Annotated in this window: 16 protein-coding genes; 6 read left to right on the top strand and 10 right to left on the bottom strand. The window is 65.9% G+C overall.

Annotation, left to right across the window (positions count from 1 at the left end):
* Positions 1-15: 15 nt before the first annotated feature.
* The 3 genes from HKW67_RS07405 to HKW67_RS07415 all read left to right on the top strand — a co-directional run bounded on the left by HKW67_RS07405 (position 16) and on the right by HKW67_RS07415 (position 4,840).
* The gene (locus tag HKW67_RS07405) at positions 16-522 is read left to right on the top strand and encodes a hotdog fold domain-containing protein (RefSeq protein WP_171224772.1); all 507 of its coding nucleotides are present in this window, start codon (positions 16-18) and stop codon (positions 520-522) included.
* Complete coding sequence (locus tag HKW67_RS07410; protein WP_171224773.1) at positions 519-3,926, top strand: penicillin acylase family protein; 3,408 nt, start codon at positions 519-521, stop codon at positions 3,924-3,926. Before HKW67_RS07405 ends, HKW67_RS07410 begins: the two co-directional genes overlap by 4 nt.
* Positions 3,927-4,189: 263 nt before the next feature.
* Positions 4,190-4,840, top strand: a complete 651-nt coding sequence (locus HKW67_RS07415) for a hypothetical protein (RefSeq protein WP_230981148.1) — start codon at positions 4,190-4,192, stop codon at positions 4,838-4,840.
* Here HKW67_RS07415 and HKW67_RS07420 read toward each other — a convergent pair.
* The 3 genes from HKW67_RS07420 to HKW67_RS07430 all read right to left on the bottom strand — a co-directional run bounded on the left by HKW67_RS07420 (position 4,837) and on the right by HKW67_RS07430 (position 9,711).
* Positions 4,837-7,014 carry a S9 family peptidase gene (locus tag HKW67_RS07420; protein ID WP_206044640.1) on the bottom strand — a complete coding sequence of 726 codons (2,178 nt, stop codon included), beginning with the start codon at positions 7,012-7,014 and terminating at the stop codon, positions 4,837-4,839. The two genes, HKW67_RS07415 and HKW67_RS07420, sit on opposite strands and share 4 nt — an antisense overlap.
* 442 nt (positions 7,015-7,456) lie before the next feature.
* Complete coding sequence (locus HKW67_RS07425; RefSeq protein ID WP_171224775.1) at positions 7,457-8,410, bottom strand: M20/M25/M40 family metallo-hydrolase; 954 nt, start codon at positions 8,408-8,410, stop codon at positions 7,457-7,459.
* On the bottom strand, positions 8,407-9,711 hold the full coding sequence (locus HKW67_RS07430; protein WP_230981149.1) for a DUF4403 family protein: 1,305 nt from the start codon (positions 9,709-9,711) through the stop codon (positions 8,407-8,409). Before HKW67_RS07430 ends, HKW67_RS07425 begins: the two co-directional genes overlap by 4 nt.
* On the opposite strand from HKW67_RS07430, the gene HKW67_RS22765 reads away from it, so the two are divergent.
* Positions 9,662-9,922, top strand: coding sequence for a pentapeptide repeat-containing protein (locus HKW67_RS22765; RefSeq protein WP_171224777.1), 261 nt, complete (start codon positions 9,662-9,664; stop codon positions 9,920-9,922). The two genes, HKW67_RS07430 and HKW67_RS22765, sit on opposite strands and share 50 nt — an antisense overlap.
* 20 nt (positions 9,923-9,942) lie before the next feature.
* Here HKW67_RS22765 and HKW67_RS07440 read toward each other — a convergent pair whose 3' ends face one another.
* Both HKW67_RS07440 and HKW67_RS07445 read right to left on the bottom strand, forming a co-directional pair.
* Positions 9,943-11,985: a methyl-accepting chemotaxis protein gene (locus HKW67_RS07440; protein WP_171224778.1), complete on the bottom strand. Its 2,043-nt coding sequence runs from the start codon at positions 11,983-11,985 to the stop codon at positions 9,943-9,945.
* 34 nt (positions 11,986-12,019) lie between these two features.
* Positions 12,020-13,504, bottom strand: coding sequence for an alginate export family protein (locus HKW67_RS07445; protein ID WP_171224779.1), 1,485 nt, complete (start codon positions 13,502-13,504; stop codon positions 12,020-12,022).
* 155 nt (positions 13,505-13,659) lie between these two features.
* Here HKW67_RS07445 and HKW67_RS07450 point away from each other — a divergent pair, with 155 nt between their 5' ends.
* Positions 13,660-14,286, top strand: coding sequence for a hypothetical protein (locus HKW67_RS07450; protein WP_171223431.1), 627 nt, complete (start codon positions 13,660-13,662; stop codon positions 14,284-14,286).
* Between the two features lie 7 nt (positions 14,287-14,293).
* Here the strand turns inward: HKW67_RS07450 and HKW67_RS07455 are convergent, their stop codons facing one another.
* The 5 genes from HKW67_RS07455 to HKW67_RS07470 form a co-directional block, all read right to left on the bottom strand.
* Positions 14,294-14,833 carry a DUF1579 family protein gene (locus HKW67_RS07455; protein ID WP_171224780.1) on the bottom strand — a complete coding sequence of 180 codons (540 nt, stop codon included), beginning with the start codon at positions 14,831-14,833 and terminating at the stop codon, positions 14,294-14,296.
* Positions 14,834-14,909: 76 nt separating this feature from the next.
* A complete protein-coding gene (locus tag HKW67_RS07460) occupies positions 14,910-15,725 on the bottom strand; it encodes a helix-turn-helix domain-containing protein (RefSeq protein ID WP_171224781.1) in 816 nt (271 codons plus the stop codon).
* Between the two features lie 2 nt (positions 15,726-15,727).
* Positions 15,728-15,970 carry a GDCCVxC domain-containing (seleno)protein gene (locus HKW67_RS22600; protein WP_330998929.1) on the bottom strand — a complete coding sequence of 81 codons (243 nt, stop codon included), beginning with the start codon at positions 15,968-15,970 and terminating at the stop codon, positions 15,728-15,730.
* A gap of 124 nt (positions 15,971-16,094) precedes the next feature.
* Positions 16,095-16,430, bottom strand: coding sequence for a class I SAM-dependent methyltransferase (locus HKW67_RS07465; RefSeq protein WP_206044641.1), 336 nt, complete (start codon positions 16,428-16,430; stop codon positions 16,095-16,097).
* A 79-nt stretch (positions 16,431-16,509) separates the two neighbouring features.
* The gene (locus HKW67_RS07470) at positions 16,510-16,821 is read right to left on the bottom strand and encodes a hypothetical protein (protein ID WP_171224783.1); all 312 of its coding nucleotides are present in this window, start codon (positions 16,819-16,821) and stop codon (positions 16,510-16,512) included.
* A gap of 387 nt (positions 16,822-17,208) precedes the next feature.
* Here HKW67_RS07470 and HKW67_RS07475 point away from each other — a divergent pair, with 387 nt between their 5' ends.
* Entirely contained in the window at positions 17,209-18,465 is a 1,257-nt protein-coding gene (locus tag HKW67_RS07475) for an NHLP bacteriocin system secretion protein (protein WP_171224784.1), read from the top strand.

The following is an 18,465-nucleotide window of genomic DNA, read 5'->3' on the forward strand; positions in this document are numbered from 1 at the left end:
GCCGTTCCAATCTGCATGCCTCGCGCCAATCCATCCCCGGGACGCCTCCTGCTGCGCAACTGGGAACGCTTTTCAGCTCTCCCCTTCGGCAAGCGCCTGTTCAGCTGGGCCGTGGGTCGCACGGCGCCGTACACGGGCTCGGTGGGTGGGGTGTACACCGACGTGCGTCCCGGCTACGCGAGGGTGGAGCTGCGCGACCGCAAGGCGGTGCGGAATCATCTGGCGTCGGTGCACGCCGTGGCACTGGTGAATCTGGCTGAGATGACCAGTGGGGTGGCGCTGATGACGGCGTTGCCGCCCGGCGTGCGCGGCATCGTGACCGGCTTGTCCATCGAGTATCTCAAGAAGGCGCGTGGCACGCTGGTGTGCACGACGACCGCGCACGCGCCGAGCGACGTGCCCGCGCCGATCACGCACGATGTGCAAGCGGACATCGCGAACGCCGACGGTGAGGTGGTGGCCCGATGCGTCGTGCATTGGCGACTCTCACCGCCCGATCCGTCACGGGAGTCGGCCCAATGACGGACGTCGCTGCCCCGCCGGCGGGCGCGCTTTCGTTCGACACGCCGCTTACGCGACACGCGCACATTCGAGTGCCCCTGATTTGCGGCCCCATGTATCCGTGCAGCAATCCCGAGTTGGTTGCCGCGGTCAGTGCCGCCGGCGCGCTCGGCATCGTGCAGCCGATCTCGCTCACCTACGTGCACGGCTACGACTTTCGCGAGGGGCTGCGCACGATCACCCGTCTCAGTGGCGGCGCGCCGATCGGCTTCAACGCGCTGATCGAAGCGTCGTCGAAGACGTATCACAACCGCATGATCAAGTGGGTCGACATCGCGCTCGAAGAAGGCGTGCGATTCTTCCTCACGTCACTGGGTAATCCCAAGTGGGTGTGCGATCGCGTGCACGCGGTGGGCGGTGTGGTCTACCACGACATCACCGAGCTGAAGTGGGCCGAGAAGGGCCGCGATGGTGGGGTAGATGGACTCGTGGCGGTGAATCGTGAAGCGGGCGGCCACACCGGTTCACGCGATCCCCGCGCCTTGCTCGACGAAGTCAGCGCGCTCGGATTGCCCGTGGTCGCCGCCGGCGGCGTGGGCGCACCCGACCAGTTCAAGGCCCTTCTCGACATGGGGTACGCGGGTGTCCAGTTGGGCACGCGCTTCATTGCCACGCCGGAGTGCAACTCCGACGACGCCTACAAGTACGCGATCGTGGAGGCCAACTCCCGCGACATCGTGCTCACGGAACGCCTCACCGGCGTGCCGGTGTCGGTGATCCGCACGCCGTACGTGGAGAAACTCGGCACGAAAGTGGGACCGATTTCCCGCTGGTTGTTCAAGGGACGCAAGACGAAGCATTGGATCCGTACCTTCTACGCGCTGCGCTCGCTCCGGCAGCTCAAGCGCTCAAGCGTGGATGGCGCGACGCAGGACTATTGGCAGGCCGGACGTAGCGTCGATGCCATTCATGAGATCAAACCCGCCGGAGAGATTGTGCGCGAGTTCGCAAGTGCGTTGACGAGTGCCGCCGTAAAAGCGGTCGTGTTGCTGGCGCTGTTGTTGGGGGCACCCGATCGCGCGAGCGCTCAGGCGCCGACCCAACAGATCACCGCCACGGGACTGCAGGCGCCGGTCACACTGGCGCGTGACTCAGCCGGCATCGTGCACATCGAGGCGGCGAGCGAACACGATCTGTTCTTCGCGCAGGGCTACAGTGCCGCACGCGATCGACTGTTCCAGCTCGAACTGTGGCGTCGACAGGCGACCGGCACCATGGCCGAAGTGCTCGGCCCTCGCTGGGTCTCGCGTGATCGTGCGTCGCGTCTGCTGCGCTATCGCGGGTCGATGACGTCGGAGCTCGCGCACTACCATCCGCGCGGCGCCAGCATCATCGGCGCATTCGTGGATGGCGTGAACGCGTATGTGGACGAGGTGCGCGCCAACCCCGCGCTGATGCCGCAAGAGCTCACGTGGCTGGGCATCGCACCGCAACACTGGACGCAAGCGGTGGTGATCTCGCGGCACAACGCGTTGGCCTCGAACGCGGCCGATGAACCGACGACCGCGCGCGCGGTACGCGAGATCGGCGAGGCAGCCGTCGCTCGACGCCGGCGCTACGAACTCTCACCCGTACGCCTGGGACTCGACTCGCTCGTGGCGCGCGCGCTCGACGCGGCGCCCGGCGCACGCATGCTGGCCGACTACAACGACTTCAAGCAGGTGCCGAACTTTCGCACCGCGGAGTTGCCGCAGGCGTTGCGTCGCGTGGCACCGCCGGTCGATACGGCGACGCCCGCCTTCGATCGCTGGGAGAGCAACAACTGGGTGCTCGCCGGATCGCGTACGGCCAGCGGCAAGCCGATTGTGGCGAACGATCCGCACCGCACGATCGCGGCGCCGTCGTTGCGCTACATGGTGCACCTGAAGGCGCCGGGCTGGGATGTGATCGGCGGCGGCGAGCCGGCCATTCCCGGCGTCGCCATCGGGCACAACCAACACGGCGCGTGGGGACTCACCATCTTCGGCATCGATGCGGAAGACCTCTACACGTATCAGCTCGATGCCAAAGACCCGCGCTCGTATCGCTATCGCGGCGCCAGTGAGCGCATGCGCCAGATCATCGATACGATTCGCGTAAAGGGAGCGGCCCCGGTGGTCGTGACGCTGCAGTACACCCGTCATGGCCCGGTGCTCATGTCGGACGCGTCGAAGCGGGTGGCGATCGCGCTGCGCGCGGCGTGGCTCGAACCGGGTGGTGCCCCGTACCTCGCCAGCTTGCGACTCGATCAGGCGCGGACGTGGAGCGAAGCGCGCACGGCGCTGTCGTTTGCGCGGATGCCGGCGCTGAACTGGATCTGGGCGGACACCAGCGGTGCCATCGGCTGGCAAAGCGCCGGCATCGCGCCGATTCGCAAGAACTGGGACGGCCTCGTCCCCGTGCCCGGCGATGGACGCTTCGAATGGAGCGGCTTCCTGCCCATTGCGAACCTTCCGCATGAGACGTCGCCTGCACGCGGCTACGTCGGCACGGCCAACGCGCTCAACGTGGAGGCGTCGTACGCCAACAGCAACGCGCTTGCCCGCGTCTGGGCCGAGCCGTTCCGTCGTGATCGCTTGACCGAAGTGCTCGACACCACGCGTAAGGCCACGCTGTTGCAGATGATGGCGCTGCAGCACGACGAGACGGCGCTCGCGGCCCGGGCGCTGGTCCCGCTGATCAAACAGATCACGCTCACGAGCCCCGCCTCGATCGCCGCGCGCGACACCATGCTGCGCTGGAACGGTGTGCTGTCGGCCGAGTCGCGCGGCGCGGCCATTTATGCGGCATGGGAGCGCAAACTGCTCACACACACCGCCGACATCGTGCTGCCATTGGAGGCGCGTCCGCTGCTGCGCACGGTGTCGTTGTCGCAGACCATCGGCTGGCTGACCAACCCGGATTCACTCTTGGGCGAGAACCCGACGGTCGCGCGCGATTTCATTCTGTTCCGTTCGTTCAACGAGGCGGTCTCTGACCTGTCGCGTCGCTTCGGCAAGGACATGGCAGACTGGCGGTACGGCGATGCGAAGATGCATCACGTACGTATCGCGCACCCGCTCGACGTGGTGATCGCCGACTCGATCCGTTCGCGCTTGTCACCCGGACCACTTGCCCGAGGCGGCTATGCCAACACGCTCAACGCCACCGGCAACACCGACAACCAGACGGCCGGCGCCAGTTTTCGCGTGGTGATGGATCTCGCGAACTGGGACGGTGCCATGGTGACGAACACGCCCGGGCAAAGCGGCGACCCGCGTAGTCCGTACTACAGCAATCTCTTCGGACCGTGGGTACGAGGAGAATACTCGCCGCTACCGTACTCGCCGCGAGCGGTGCGGGCGAGGACGGCCGAGACCGTCGTGCTGCGGCCGTCACTGCGATAGCAACCGAAACAAACAGTTCCTGACTGACGCGGATACGAACCGATAGCAACAGACAGCATAGATCAGCCCCGCGTATTCGACGGCGCTGTCGCGAGACTGATCCAAAATACATTTGTTTGATCTGTTGCTATCAGTTCGTACCCGTTCGTATCCGTGTCAGTCAGGAGCCGTTGTTTCCGCTCCAATCCCCAAGTCTGTTGAAGCCAAGTACCACTGTCATATCTAGGATTCGAATCAGCATTTCCTCAACACGGAGCCTCCCGATGCTCGCTTACCGCCTGCCGCTCACCCTCGCCACCGCATTCCTCGCGACAACCACCCCAACGCGTCCCACCCCGCAACAGGACATGTCGTTCTTCATCACCAGCGTGGGCTCCGGCAATGGCGCGGCACTCGGCGGACTTGAAGGCGCCGACAAACACTGCACGACGCTCGCCGAAGCGGCCGGTGTACGCGGCAAGACGTGGCATGCCTACCTGAGTCAGCAGGCGCTCGACGGCAAGTCGGCCGTGAATGCGCGCGACCGCATCGGCAAGGGCCCGTGGAAGAACGCCAAGGGCGTGGTGGTGGCCACCAGCGTCGATGATCTGCACAGCGACAACAACAAGTTGTCGAAGGACAACAGCATCACCGAGAAGGGCATGGTGGTGAACGGTCGTGGTGACACGCCGAACACGCACGATGTCATGACGGGGTCGACGCTCGACGGCCGCGTGTCCACCGACGCCGGCGACAGTACCTGTAAGAACTGGACGAGCGGCGGCGAAGGCGCGGCGCTGGTCGGTCATCACGATCGCCAGGGCGGCGGTGTCAATCCGACGTCGTGGGTTTTTGCCCACCCGTCGCGCGGATGCAGTCAGGAGAATCTGAAAGCATCCGGCGGGGCTGGACTCTTCTACTGCTTTGCCGTCTAGTTCGCCGCTGTGCCGGCCTTCACGCCCTGCAGCCAGAACGCAAACCACTGCCGGATCCGCCCCAGGCGGTCCACCAGCAGCCAGGGCTCACCGGTCCGTGACAGGTCGTGGTTGGAGCGCGGATAGCGCACCATCTCCACCGGCACGCCCTGCTTCTTGAGTGACATGAACCAGATCTCCGCACTCCCCATCGGGGTGCGGTGATCTTCTTCACTCTGCACGAGCAACATCGGCGTCTTCACCTTCTGCACGTAGCGGATCGGAGACAGCGTGTCGTACAGCGCCTGATTGTCCCACGGCTTGCCGTAAAATTCGAACTCGGTGAGTCCCTGCGCGTCGCTGCTGCCGTACCAGTACGTCCAATCGGTAATCGTGCGATCGGTCTCGATCGCCTTGAAGCGATCGGTCTTGGTGGCCAACCACGTCGTCATGAAGCCACCGTACGAGCCGCCGGTCGCGCCCATCTTCGTGCTGTCCACATCAGGACGCGCCGCGACGATGTCGACCGACTTCATGAGATCCTCGTAGTCTTCCATGCCCCAGCGACCGCGCGTGCTGTACGTGAAGTCGGCACCGTATCCGCTCGAGCCACGTGGGTTCGTGAAGAGCACGAACATGCCCTGCGCCGCGAGATTCTGGAACTCGTCGAACCAGCCTTCGCCGTACGCCGAGTGCGGGCCGCCGTGAATGTAGATCACCATCGGGTACTTCTTGCCCTGCGTGTAGCCGTACGGTTTCATCAGCCACCCTTCGATCTCCATGTTGCCGACGCTCTTGTAGGTAAAGCGTTCGGCATCGCTCCACACGACATCCTTGTTCACGTCGTCATTGAAGTGCGTGAGCTGACGTTCACCGACGCCATCGGCCGAGGCCACGAAGAGTTCCGTGGGTTTTGTCATGGAGGTCGACGTGTACGCCATCATCTTGCCCGCGGCGTCGTAGCTCGCACCGCGCAGCTGACGACGACCACCGACCAGTTCCTTCGGTGCCGACTTTCCAGTGAGATCGGCGCGCAGGATTGCCGAACGTCCACCGATGTCGGCCGCGAACTGCAGGTTGCCGGTGGTCAGCCAGTTGAGTGAGCCCGGCTCGAACTGCCAGTCGCCGAGGAGGTTGCGCGGCGTGCCGCCGGCCAAGTCCACGACATAGATGCGAGCCGACTTGATGCGCGACGGACGACCCACGAACGCGAGCTGCTTGCTGTCGGGCGACCACGTGATGTCCGACTCGGCGCCCATCCACTCGCTCACCTTGCGCGGCGTGCCGCCGGTGCTCGCCATGACGTAGAGATCGGTGTCGTTGCGATCGGCCTCATCGCGCGCCTTGTTGTACGGCAGCTTGGCGAGTGAGTCACGCTCGAGGTCCATCACCGAATCCGGACGCAGTCGCGCGTCGGCGATGAAGGCAATCCACTTGCCGTCGGGGGACACTTCGGGCGAACGGTGCGAGTACAGTGTAGTCGTCAGCTGCTGCTTGGCCGTGTCGCCTACCGTCTGGCGCCAGAGCTGCGCCGGACGCCAGCTGCGCGCTTCGGCCCGACCCGGGACAAAGCCCACACCGTTCACCTTGTACGACATGTCCGTCACGTGCCGGCCGTCAAACCGCGACGGTTCGGCCGGGCGCGTGATCGCATCGAACGTCGGCTTGGCCATCGGCTGCATGCGGGCGAACGGATTCGTGGCGTTTCGCGTCGCGGTGTCCCGACGGGCGGGTTCGGTGAACACCGCAAAGGCGCCGTCCAGCGGCATGGAACCGTTCGGATACGTACCAATCTGAATCGCTTCGCCGCTGGGCTGATCGAGTCGAATCGCCCACGTACTCCCCTGCCCACCGGCTCGCGGCGAGGTGAAGAACAGGTACTTACCGTCGGGCGACCAGCGCGGGTTGCTGCTTTCGGTGCTCGGCGACGTCCACCGCTGCGGCTCGCCGCCGGCGGTATTCACGACCCAGATCTCGTTGTGCCGCTTGTTCTCGGCTTCGACGGCTTTGGTGACGGTCATCGCCACGCGCTTGCCGTCGGGTGAAACCGATGGACTGCTCACGTTCACGACGCGATACCAGTCGGCCAGCATCATCGCTCGCGGCCCCTTCGGGAGCTTGGTCGCGGCCTGCGAGGCTGGCGGCTGCTGCGCCACAACCACGCTGGGGAGAGCGAGTAGAACGGCAGCCAACATCGCCGCACGGCGGGACGAGTGGCTGCAGGAGGTCAGTCTGACCATAGCGATGCTCGAGGTGGGAAACTTGGGGAATCCAGAGCGGGACTCTGTGCGCGAAAAGTACCGTTCTGTGATAGAAGGCGCATTGGTCGCTTGCCACGGAGCGGTCTGAGCCCTAGCATGGTGCTTGCGCGGAGGAGCGACCGCGCAAAAAGCCGCGCTTCCCCGGTCTCCAAGCGGCCTGGGAAGCACCCGTAGGATCTCGGTGGCAGTTTGCCCGAAGTCCCACCCTATTTCGAGGAGGTGATCATTTGTCTAGTCATAGTTCCTTTGCCGGTTCGTCCTGGGCAACCGATCTCCTGATCGACGCCCGGTAACGGGTTTTACCGGTTCGGGATCGTTTCGAACCGGCAAGGAGTCAGAAGGGCCGCAACGGATTACTCCGAAGCGGCCCTTCTTCCTATTTCCGGCTTCGCGTCACGCTGTTCAGCTTCGCGTCCGCCGCCCGCACCAGCGCATACGCAAACTCTACCGTCCCGCGATAAAACACCGGGTCCACCTTGTCGGCGTCGTCTCCCGACTGGTGATAGTCGTCGTGATCCTCGACCCCCAGATACAAGAACGGGATCCCCTTGGTGTGGAATGCCGAATGGTCGGACGAGCCGGTCCAATCGTCGCCCGGCTTGAGGTTCTTCGTGTCGTGTCCGAATCGGATGGTGACCGCGGCGTTGGTCGCCGCCTGTTCGGCGATGGGTTTGAGCGAAGGCGTGTGCGAGGTGCCTGACACCCAGAGCGCCTTGCCGTCCTGTCGTGCGACCATGTCGAGATTGATGTTCATCGCCACGCGAGCGAGTGCGACGGGAGGCGCGTTCACGAAGGCCTTCGAGCCCACCATACCCGATTCCTCGGCGTCGAAGAACGCCAGAATCACATCGTGCTCCGGCGGCTCTCGCAGCAACCGTTCGGCGATGGTCAGCAGCGCCACGCAGCCACTCGCGTCGTCGTCGGCACCATTGAACACCACACTGTTGCGCACACCCAGGTGATCGTAGTGCGCGCTGAGCACCAGCACCGGGCCGCGGGAATTCTTGCCGGGAATGCGCGCCACGATGTTAGCGCCGGCGGTGTCGCTGCCGGCCCGCGCGCGGAGCGTGACCGGCACGACGAAGCTGGAACCGATCGGTTTCGCGCCCATCGCGGTCAGCTCCCGCACAAGGTACGCGCGAGCACGTACCGAGCCCGGTGTGCCGGCGCGTCTGCCCTCCATGCTGTCGGCCGCCAACGCGCCGAGCCGCTGCATAAGACGCTCGGTGGTCGCAGCGTCCGACGTGGCGCTTTGCGCCTGTACGGACGACACGCTGCATCCGAGCGCGATCGCGGCGGCGTACAGATGCCTCTTGGAGAACACGCTCATTGAAACCATACCCCTGACTGTCCGGTGAGTCGCGCCTTGACCACGAAGGCGGTTGCCGTCGCGGTCACTTCGATGATCTGCAGATCGCGTACACTGCTGCCCATCACTACGCCGGGCGCCATCGGCCCGTTCAGCTTGCGCATCAACTCCGCCCGCACCGAATCCAGCTGCGCGCCGAGCGCGACGCGTCCGCCATTGGTGGCGCGTCGCACGGCGCGCCCGACCAGCGGCGCCCCGAGTGTGGCTTTTACCCGCGAGAGCTTGCCGCGGCTCTCCAGCGACCAATCGAGGTCGTCGAGCCGGATTTCACGAGCGGCGGCATCCCATCGCAACCGTGACGTGAGCGACAGTCGTCCGCGTAACGATCCCGACACCGTGAGATCGATGCGCACGCTGTCACGCATCCCTCGTACCTCCACGCTGTCGACGCGCACACTGGCGCTCGATGTCTCCTGCGACAGCAGCAGCGCCGCACGTCGTTCGAGTTCCGCGAACGGCAATTCCACGCTGACCGGCACCGAGTATTCCAGTGGCGCCGAACCCAGCGCCAGCACGGGCAGCGGCTTCCGGCGCACGACGGGTTTCGCGCCGGCGATGACGCGCGGACGCGCGTACAGCACCATCGTCGTGATGATGCTCGGTCCGTTGCCGGCGAACGGGGTGACCTGCACAGTCTGTGGGTCGAGCACGAGCCAGAGCGTGTTCGTGGAGTCGAGTGCGGTCGGCTCGAGAAAGCTCTGCCAGAGCGAATCCGCCAATGGCTTGAAGTCGCCAACGGTGGGAATGGTGGTATCCGCCTCGGCCGCGAACAGCGCCAGCTGTTTGTCGATGACGCCCTGCAATGTCCTGGTGGCGTCGACCCCCAGTGCCGTCACCGTGCAGGGGTCCACGAGTGCGGCCACCAGCTTCGTGTCGCGTGCACCGATCTTCCAATCGCGTCGCCAGTATAGCGACGTGCGCATCGAGGTAGTGGCGCGCCGCATCGCTTCCGGCGCATAACCGCAGCTGGCGACGCGGGCGCCGCCACCGATGGTGCCGAGTCGCGCGCGATAGGCCAGCTTCGTGTCGATGAAGAGCTGCGGTCCCTCGGCGCGCACGCGGAGCGGTTCACGACGATACACGTACTGATGGCACACCAAGCCGATGGCCGCGCAGCGAGCGGCACTCAGCGAGTCACTGACCGGGAAGAGCGAATCGAGTGATGGAGTCAGGGCGCTGAGCACGTAGGTCACGCGCACGGGCACGACCGCCATGTCTGCCACACCGACCGGTGTCGTACTCAGCACCGGTGCTGAACTCACTGGTGCTGAACTCACCGGTGCTGAACTCACTGGTGCTGAACTCACCGGTGCGGGCACCGTCGATACGTCGGTTGACCGCCCCGCGCAGCCGGCAAGCGCCGCGCACGCTACCGCGCACGCCACTACAATACGCCACCCACCGGCCATCAGGCTCCCTCACGGTCAAGACCGTCTGCCCGCATCGGGAGTGATGCGGGTCAGATGCTCCTGAACGCTAGCGCCACGTACCGTCTAGGCGGCAGTCATACGACGTGACGGGCGACGCGATTGCGTCGCGGCCGACCGCCCACTGTTGCGCGACGTGCCCGTCCGCCCAACGTCCCGTGAAGATGACAGGGAGAACTCGCCGACCAACGCGGTCATGGTGGTGGCCTGACTGGCCAGCTCCTCCGCCGCGCTCGCCGATTCTTCGGCGCTGGCCGCCACCTGTTGGGTGACGCCGTTCATCAGTTCGATCGACTTGCCGATCGCCGTGATCCCCTCCCGCTGGAGCTGGCTCGCCGACTCGACTTCCACCATGACGGCGCCCACTCGGGCAACCTGACGGTCGATCTCGCGCAACTGCAGCAACACGGCGTCGTTCAACGTGACGCCCTCGTTCGCCGTGGCCACGGACTGCTCGATCAACGCCGACGTCTGACGCGCCGCCTCGGCGCTGCGCAGCGCAAGACTGCGGACTTCTTCCGCCACGACGGCAAAGCCACGTCCGGCATCGCCCGCGCGCGCGGCTTCGACGGCTGCGTTCAGCGCCAGCAGATTGGTCTGGAACGCGATCTCGTCGATGGTCTTCACGATGCGCGCCGTAGAGTCACTCGACTGCTTGATGCGGGCGATCGCATTCGACAAGCGGCCCATCTCCTCCACGCCGCGTCCAGACGTGGCCTGCGCTTCGCTGGTCAGCGCGGAGGCCTCCGCGGCATGCTCCACATTGCGGCGCGTGACGGACGCGACTTCCTGCAAGCTGGACGCGACCTCCTCGAGCGACGCCGCCTGCTCCGACGAGCTCCGGGCCAGATCCTGACTGCCATCGGCAATCTGCATCGACGCGCTATTGACCTGATCCGCCGACGCGGCCACCTCGGTCAGTGTCTGGTCGAGGGCGCCGGCCGCCGTGTTGATCGCGGTTGCCAACGCGGCGTGATCGCCGCGCCACGCCGAGGACATGCGCGCCGAGAGATCGCGATCGGCGAGCCGTTCGAGGGTTGTCCGCGCCTCTTCCACGGGGGCCAGCAGGTTGTCGAGCATCGCGTTGAGGCCACTCGTGAGCTCGCGGAAGGCTCCCCTGAATCGCGCACTCTGCGCCCGTTCCTGCAGTCGTCCTTCCAACGCCGCGGTGGTGAGCTTCGACGTTTCGACTTCGAGCGCCTGCAACGTGGACTGGACCTGGGTCATCGCGGCGCCGAGGCCATCGCGCTCGCCGCGCAGGGCGATCGATACGCCGACATCCCCTTCGGCCAGACACTGCGCCACGGACGCCAGCTCGGCGTCGGCGGTCGCCATGCGCTGCATCGCCTGCGCCAGGATGGCCACTTCATCGCGCGATCCATCGCGCTCGAAGGCCACATTGCAGTCACCCTCGGCCAACTGATTCGCGATGCCCGTGAGCTGAGCCAACGGCACCGTGATACTGCGGTAGATCTTCCAGGCCACGACCGCACCCAGCACGACCGCCAACAGACAGAGTGAGATAATGATCACAATGCCGCTCGCGGCCTTTGCGTCGGCGGCCTGGGCCGCGCGCTCGAGTGACTTGTCCTGCGTGTCGATGAGCGCGTTGATCGATTCGACGTAGTGATCAAGCGTCGGCAAGACGGTCGTAGACAGCAGGGCTTCCGCCGCCGCGACGTCGCCGGTCTTTCGAACGGCCGCGGCCGAATCGAATGCGGCGGCGTGCAGCTTGCGCAATGACTTGATCTCGGCGATCTGCCGCGTCATCGTCGAGTCACCACGAAGCGAGTCGCCAGCGAGTGAATCGAGTGTCGCGTATGCCGCGTTGATGTGCTGTCGCGACGACGCCACGCCGGCCGACGACTGTTCGACGAGTTCGGGAGACGTGGCGGCGAACAGCGCCAGCTTGAAGCGCGCGGTCTGATTCACCGCGTCGATCAGCGTGTTCGCGGCCTTCGCCTTGTGGGCCACGTCCTGGGTGGCCAGTTCCACGGTGGCGCGCAGCGAGCGCACACGCACGGTCGCGATGGTTCCCACCAGCACGAGGAGGGCGAGCAGCAGGCCGAAGCCGGCAAGAAGTCGGGTGCGTACAGTCCAACGGCGCATGAGTTCTGTCTATGAAGTAGTGAGCGAGACTCGCTCAGAATGTGAACGTCGTACCGACGAAGCCCCACCGCTCCGTGCGCGCACTTCCCGGCGTGTCCTTCAAGAAGCGACCGGGCAACACCACCGCGCCGCCGGCGATCACCTGCCAGTGCAGCGACGCCTTCCACGTGCCGGTGAGATCGATCTCATCGGCGGCGTGACGCGCGAGCGAACCAGTGGCCGCGCGGAAGATCGTATTTTGCTTCGTGTAGATGCCGTCGTCGGTGCGCAGGCGATCGAAGCGGTAGAGCGCGCCGCGAAGGCGCACCGGCGCAATCGGATCCCACGTCGCGACGGCATGCAGTTCGCGCACATTCGAACGGCCGATCACGTCGGCGTAGCCGCCGTGGGCGTGCGCTGCGGGATACAGCACGGCGAACGCTTCCTGCGTCGTGGCGGTGGCGCGCTTCTCGCCGCTGGCTTCTTCTACGCCCAGCGCAAGCGATGGCGCGCCATGCCGCTGCTTCCATTGCATCTGAGCTTCGGTGACCCAAAACCAGCCCGACAGGTCGCGCGCGCCGGCGTGTCCGCGCTGTAGTGCGCCTTCGAACTCCAGCGACGTGCTGCGCGCGGCCGACTTTGCCGTCCCCCGCTGCCACATCAGGCGACTGCCGGTGGTGAGACGGCGGGTGAGCGCGGCGGACGTGCCGCCGCCTATGGCGCCGCCTATGGCGCTGCCGGAGCGAAGCGTCTGTTCATACCAATACGCTTGCCACGTGGCGGGCAATCCACGCGCGAGCGGCTTCGCGCCGGCGGCACTGCCGAACGAAAGCGTGCGGAAGCGCGCGGTGCTGTCGGAGCGGTTCGGTGCCGACTGCCGCACCAGCATGGGGCGCGCATCGACCGCCTCGAAGGCGAAGCGACCGTGCGTGAGCTGCAGTCGTGCGCCCTGCGCGCCGCGTCGCGTATTGGCCCAATCGGGCACGCCGAAGAGGCGCTCGCGATTCAACGCAATCTCCTGCCGGCCGACGCGCAGGAACGATGACGTGTAGCCCACGTCGACGTAGAGATTCTGGACGTCAGCGCGATCGGCATCGGTCGGACGCGCGCCGCCAGGCAGATTGCGTCCATAGCTCTGCGCGTCACGACCTTCCAGCAGCACGCGACCGTACGCACCGGTGCGGCGACCGATTACGAGGTCGGCGTTCAGCGACACGCGAGATTGCGTGTGATCGTCGTTCAGCGCGCCCACATTGAAAGCGCGAAAGGATTCTTCACGCCAGCGGGCCTGTCCCCCGACGGACAGCGTGAGCGGCCAACGAGGCGAGAGCGGAATGTTCTTGAGGGCGTCGCCCCACCGTTTCGCCGGCTTCTTCGCGATCGGCGCTGGTGCCGTGGTCGACGACGAGCGGGCTACGTCATTGCCGGTGATCGGTGGAATACCAGTTGTCGGCGCTTGAGAGGACTGTGCCAGCGCCGGCACTGCCACGACCAACAACAGCAACCACGACCACCGGACCAGTGCGGAAAATCGCAGCATGAGTCCGGATGAGAGTCTTGGGTACGGCGCAGCTCGCGCCTTACATACCAGTATCGGACAGACAGCGGCGGGTCTGAAGTGTGACGTACGATGCGGAATGGGGTGCGCGCCTTGCGCGGTGTTAGATGCATATCCTTCAACACCTTAACCCGACCATGGCCGCTCTTCGCTCTCGATTCGGACTGTCCCTCGCCCTCGCATTGTCACTTCAGGCGTTCGCCCCGATGGCGCTGCCGGCGCAGATGGGGGGGATAGGCGGTGGCGTGGGGGGTGGTGGCATGGGTGGCGGCGCCGGTGGGCGCGGCGGTGGCATGGGCGCGCGCGGCGGCCGCGGCATGGGAGGCGGCATGAAGTCGCCGGCGGCGATGGCGCGGGAGCGACTGGAGCAGGCCGACCCACTCGAGTTCCTGCTGGACCGAAAGAAGCCGCTGGAGCTCACCAAGCCCCAGCAGGAATCGTTCAAGACGCTGCGCAAAGAGATGCAGCGTATGCAGGCGCCACTGTTCAAGGACCTCGAGACACTATTCGGCGACATGCCGAGACGCGAGGTGCCACGAGGTGGAGGGCGCGGCGACAGCGGTACGCCGAGTGGAGGTGCGCCGGACACCGTGCGTGCCGTCATCGGCACGCTCTCCGACATTCAGGACAGCTACCGTGACCGCGCCCGCGAGCAGCTCACGCCCATCCAGCGCACGCGCGCGGACTCGCTACAGCAGATCATGCTAGCGAAGGCACGCGAGCGATTCGAGAAGGAGCGCGAGCAGCGGCGGGAACGGAGGTAGGCGCGGGCTACTTCACGCGCCGAAGCTTCATTTCGAAAATCGGAAACCAAGTGGCGCCGTCGTCGCGAGACACCGCGCCGGTCTCGACCCAGCGTCCCTCCTGGTCGAACTTCATCTCGTAGCGAATCAGTCCGGCGCGTGGATCGCGCATTGACCACTGGTAGCCGTCAGCCGTGAGCGTGAACTCCGGGTCCGCCCAATTGCCGCCCTGCATGGTGAAGGTGCGCATGCGCGGCGTGGCGTGATCGTGGTCCAGATAGATCACCGCAAACGCATCGAACGTCATCTGCTCACGACCGTCGGCCATCTTCTCGAAGCCACGGCCGCGCACCGCGAACGCGGTCGCACCGGCGACCGCCTCAACTCGTTCCGTCTGGCGCAGGAGATGTCGCGCGCCCGGCCCCATGACGGCGGTGGCTTCGCCTTCCCACTCGCCGACCAGTTTGGCGAACAACGAGAGCGGCGCCGGGGGCGCGGGAGGCGTGGATTGCGACATGACAATGGCGGGAGTGAGCAGCAAAGCGAGCGTGAGCAGACTACGCATCATGAACGACGTCTCCGGATAGGGTGAAGCGTGCAACCTGCACGGCTCCACCCGCGACGTCTTGATGAAATCCGCCACCTTACCCAGATAGCGTACGATTGACCTGATCGTGCTCGGTGAATCCGATACGTTCGCTGAGCTCTTCCGGCCGGAGCCCCGTGAGTGCTTTGACGTCGTGATTGAGATGCGGCTGGTCGGCGTATCCCGCCGCGGCCGCAATGCGCCCCCACCGCTCCTCGCCGTCCACGGCGTGCCAGGCAGCGGCCAGCAGTCGACGGATGCGCGCGAACTGCTTCGGCGTGAGGGCGGTCGCGGCACGAAATCGTCGCAGCAACGTGCGTTCGGAGCACCCCACGAGGCGCGCGGCGTCGGCGATCGTGCACTCACCGTTCGACTCGACCAACAGATTGACCGCCGCGTTCACCAGCGGATCGGGCGCGGCGAAGGCGTGCGACTCGTGCATCCAGAACGCATCAAGGGCGCGCGCCGTGTCGTCCATGTTGCTGCTGCCCATGACGCATGAGGAGAGCGCCTGTTGCAGCGCCCTGCCCCGCGCACCGCCGATCTGTACAGCAGGAGCGGTCGCGTTCAGCAGCGTGCTCGCCGGTAGCTGCAACACGCCCGCGGCGCCCCCCGGGCGCAACCGCACGCCCACGAAGCGCGCGCCGGGCCACACCGGCACGGTAAGCGGCTCGAGCCACGGCCCGGTGTACAGCAACGTCCCGGCGTGCGGACCACCGGTCGGCACCAGCAACGACGTGCACCCATCCGGCGGGACGAAGTGCACCGACGGCGCCCCGTCGCGCGCGGTGAACTCCCAGTAGCAGGCAATCCATGGGGCGAGAGTCGCGTGCGGCAGCCGTTCGGCGTAGCGGAAGGGCGCTGGCGAGGCCACGGTCAGGAGGCGGAGTCGGGTGTTCCGTCAGTCGTTACTGGCGCGCAGCAATCGGTGCTGCCGGCCTGGATCGGCGGACAGGGTACCGAGCCGAAGGAACAGAACACGCAGCAGTCGCCCGCGTTCGGCCGAAGGCGTGCGTGGCAGGCGCTGCACTCGTGGAAGAAGAGGCAGGCGTCGGTTGGCATGATGAGTTGCTCGACGGCCCCGCAGGCTGGGCAGGTGAGATCGGAGCGGAGTTGCATACGGGAATTGTAGCGCCGGGAGCGCGCTTTGTTTCCGAATGTCAGACGTTGCGGCTCGATCGAGGGGCAATTTTCCGTCATCCCCAAAACGGACGGCGCATGAGGCTCTGAGACGCCCGTCGGGCTAACTCGCCGCCGCGGTGACCAGCCAGCCGTCAACCTGCCTCCCCGCCTCCCGCCGCAACACCACGCGCCGCACGTCTCGCACCGAGAAGCCGTGATCCGCCAAGGTGGTTTCCACATATTCTCGCGCGTGACAATAGCGGCCATGGGGCTGCAACCGCCACGGTGCGTCGGCTGCTCCGTCGGTGAGCACCTCCACCGTAAAAATCAGCAAGCCGTCGTCAGCCAGGCTCCGGCGAGCGGCGTGCGCAAACGCGTCGAGCTCACCGACATAGCAGATCGTATCGGCCGCAATGATGACGTCGAACGCCGCGACGTGTGCGCCAAGAAATTTCACTAAGTCCTGTTCGACGAGGTGGTCATACGACCATTGACGGCGGCCTCCCCCAGCATGCGCGGCGACAAATCCACACCGGTCAGAACGCTGGCACATGGCCGGAGATACGGTGCGCACAGGCCCGTACCGAATCCGGCATCGGCAATGCGCCACTGCGCACCCGGCGGGCCGTGCAGGCCTGAGAGCTGCGCCCCCACCAGCTGCGGCGCGGCGTAGTCGACGTGAGCCAGGCGGTCGTGGCCTCGTCTAGCCGGTCTTGCTCGAAGTACGAGTCGCCGAGCGCATGATAGGCGCCGGCATCATGCGGGGTGCCACGCGAAGCGCGGTGATCTGCAACGAGACTCGTGACCGTGAGGGTTTCGGTGGACAGAGCCTTCCGGCGTGTGTGCATTCCAGCGCACAAGCAGCACCTCCGTGCCCGGTCAAATATTGGCCGTCCTGACAGTGCCCGGATTCCAGGCATGTTGCAGACCCGTGCGCTGAGGTTGCGGGCAATGTTCCAAACTTCGGAATGCCTTACCGCCCCCCCGGCTTTTTTGCAGACGTTACGCAGACCCCGGACAGAGCAGCTGTTCGGGGTCCGCGCGTTGAGGCAGTTCGCTGAGGAGCGACGGGCGTGCCCCGATGATGCATGGGAGTGCGCCCACGTTGCATCGGGCGCCCGGCACCCTCGTGCAACATCGGCCGCAACGTCGGGGCTACGTGGGCGCACCGATCACGTCGCACGTTATCGCCGTAGGCCTCACCCGCTCCCGAGCACCATCACCCATCCCCGTCCATGGCCCCCGCGTCCCCATTCCGGCAGTCCGCGCTCGACCGACTTGCCAGCCCTGAGCAGCTCGATCGGATGTTGGTCGTGACCAGTCCGCGTCTCTGGTCAGTGCTGGTCGGATTGCTGCTCCTGGTCGGGGCGCTGCTGACGTGGTCGTTACTGGGACGTATCCCGATCACGGTGGACGGAACGGGGATCCTGCTGAGCACTGAGGGGCTCCGCGAAGTTGAAGTCCTCGGCAGCGGCGTGGTCGAAAGCCTCCCTGTGCGGGCGGGCGACCTGGTCAATGCCGGCGCGCTGATCGCCCGCATCCGCCAACCGCGCTTGGAGCAGGCCGTCGCCCAAGCTGGAGCGCGGGTTCAGGCCCTTCGCCAGGAGCTGGGTACGCGAGACACGTTCATCAAGTCAAACGCCGCGCTCGAGACACGTCGGCTGGATGGGGAACGGTCTGATATGACCAGGCGACTGGAGTCGCTGACCGAGCGCGCCGCGTTCCTTGAACAGCGTGTCCAAGCCGAGCGCGAGGCACGCGCCTTGGGTCTCCTTACCGAGACCGCGGTCCAGGCCAGCGTCGCCGCCCTTGAGGCGGGACGGGGCGAACTCGCGGCCCTGCAGCTTGACATGCAGAACAACACGCTGCGCCGCTTGCAACTCGCCAATAGCGGCGTCGAGAGCGTGACCGATGTGCGGCGGCGGCTCGAGGAGGCGGAGCGCGACCTTTCCGCGCAGCAGCTCGAGCTGACGCAGGCGGGCCGCGTGACGAGCCCGTATCGCGGATATATACGCGAACTTCGCACCAGTATCGGGCAGCTGGTGACGGTCGGTCAGGCGTTGGTATCGATCGAGCTTGCCGATGTGCCCCTGCAGGCGCTGGTGTTCGTATCCAACGACGGCAAGCGCATCGCGCCCGGCATGGAGGCGCGAGTCGCACCGGCCACGGTGAAGCGCGAAGAGTTTGGCTTCATCGTCGGTCGCGTTCAAACCGTCTCTGCCCAGCCGATGACGCTGGCCGGTATGACACGCACACTGGGCAACGACCTCCTGGTCCAGCAGCTCGCGGCACGAGGCGCCTCGTTTCTGGTTGAAGTCACATTGCAACGAGATACCTCAACCGCCAGCGGATTTCGGTGGTCAACCCGCGATGGACCGCCGGCACAGGTCGGCAGTGGCACCAGCATTGGCGTGTCGGTGGTCGTCGCGCGACGGCGGCCGATCACGCTGCTGCTGCCATTCCTGCGCTCGACGCTAGGCTTGAGCGCGTGA

The sequence above is a fragment of the Gemmatimonas groenlandica genome (assembly GCF_013004105.1).
GTDB lineage: Bacteria > Gemmatimonadota > Gemmatimonadetes > Gemmatimonadales > Gemmatimonadaceae > Gemmatimonas > Gemmatimonas groenlandica.

Coding starts and splice junctions, on each gene's coding strand:
- HKW67_RS07440 (WP_171224778.1), bottom strand. CDS start 11,985: ATGCGCCGTTGGACTGTACGCACCCGACTTCTTGCCGGCTTCGGCCTG.
- HKW67_RS07420 (WP_206044640.1), bottom strand. CDS start 7,014: ATGTTGGCTGCCGTTCTACTCGCTCTCCCCAGCGTGGTTGTGGCGCAG.
- HKW67_RS07405 (WP_171224772.1), top strand. CDS start 16: ATGCCTCGCGCCAATCCATCCCCGGGACGCCTCCTGCTGCGCAACTGG.
- HKW67_RS07455 (WP_171224780.1), bottom strand. CDS start 14,833: ATGATGCGTAGTCTGCTCACGCTCGCTTTGCTGCTCACTCCCGCCATT.
- HKW67_RS22600 (WP_330998929.1), bottom strand. CDS start 15,970: ATGCAACTCCGCTCCGATCTCACCTGCCCAGCCTGCGGGGCCGTCGAG.
- HKW67_RS07475 (WP_171224784.1), top strand. CDS start 17,209: ATGGCCCCCGCGTCCCCATTCCGGCAGTCCGCGCTCGACCGACTTGCC.
- HKW67_RS07425 (WP_171224775.1), bottom strand. CDS start 8,410: ATGAGCGTGTTCTCCAAGAGGCATCTGTACGCCGCCGCGATCGCGCTC.
- HKW67_RS07450 (WP_171223431.1), top strand. CDS start 13,660: ATGGCCGCTCTTCGCTCTCGATTCGGACTGTCCCTCGCCCTCGCATTG.
- HKW67_RS07415 (WP_230981148.1), top strand. CDS start 4,190: ATGCTCGCTTACCGCCTGCCGCTCACCCTCGCCACCGCATTCCTCGCG.
- HKW67_RS07445 (WP_171224779.1), bottom strand. CDS start 13,504: ATGCTGCGATTTTCCGCACTGGTCCGGTGGTCGTGGTTGCTGTTGTTG.
- HKW67_RS07410 (WP_171224773.1), top strand. CDS start 519: ATGACGGACGTCGCTGCCCCGCCGGCGGGCGCGCTTTCGTTCGACACG.
- HKW67_RS22765 (WP_171224777.1), top strand. CDS start 9,662: ATGTCTGCCACACCGACCGGTGTCGTACTCAGCACCGGTGCTGAACTC.
- HKW67_RS07470 (WP_171224783.1), bottom strand. CDS start 16,821: ATGCACACACGCCGGAAGGCTCTGTCCACCGAAACCCTCACGGTCACG.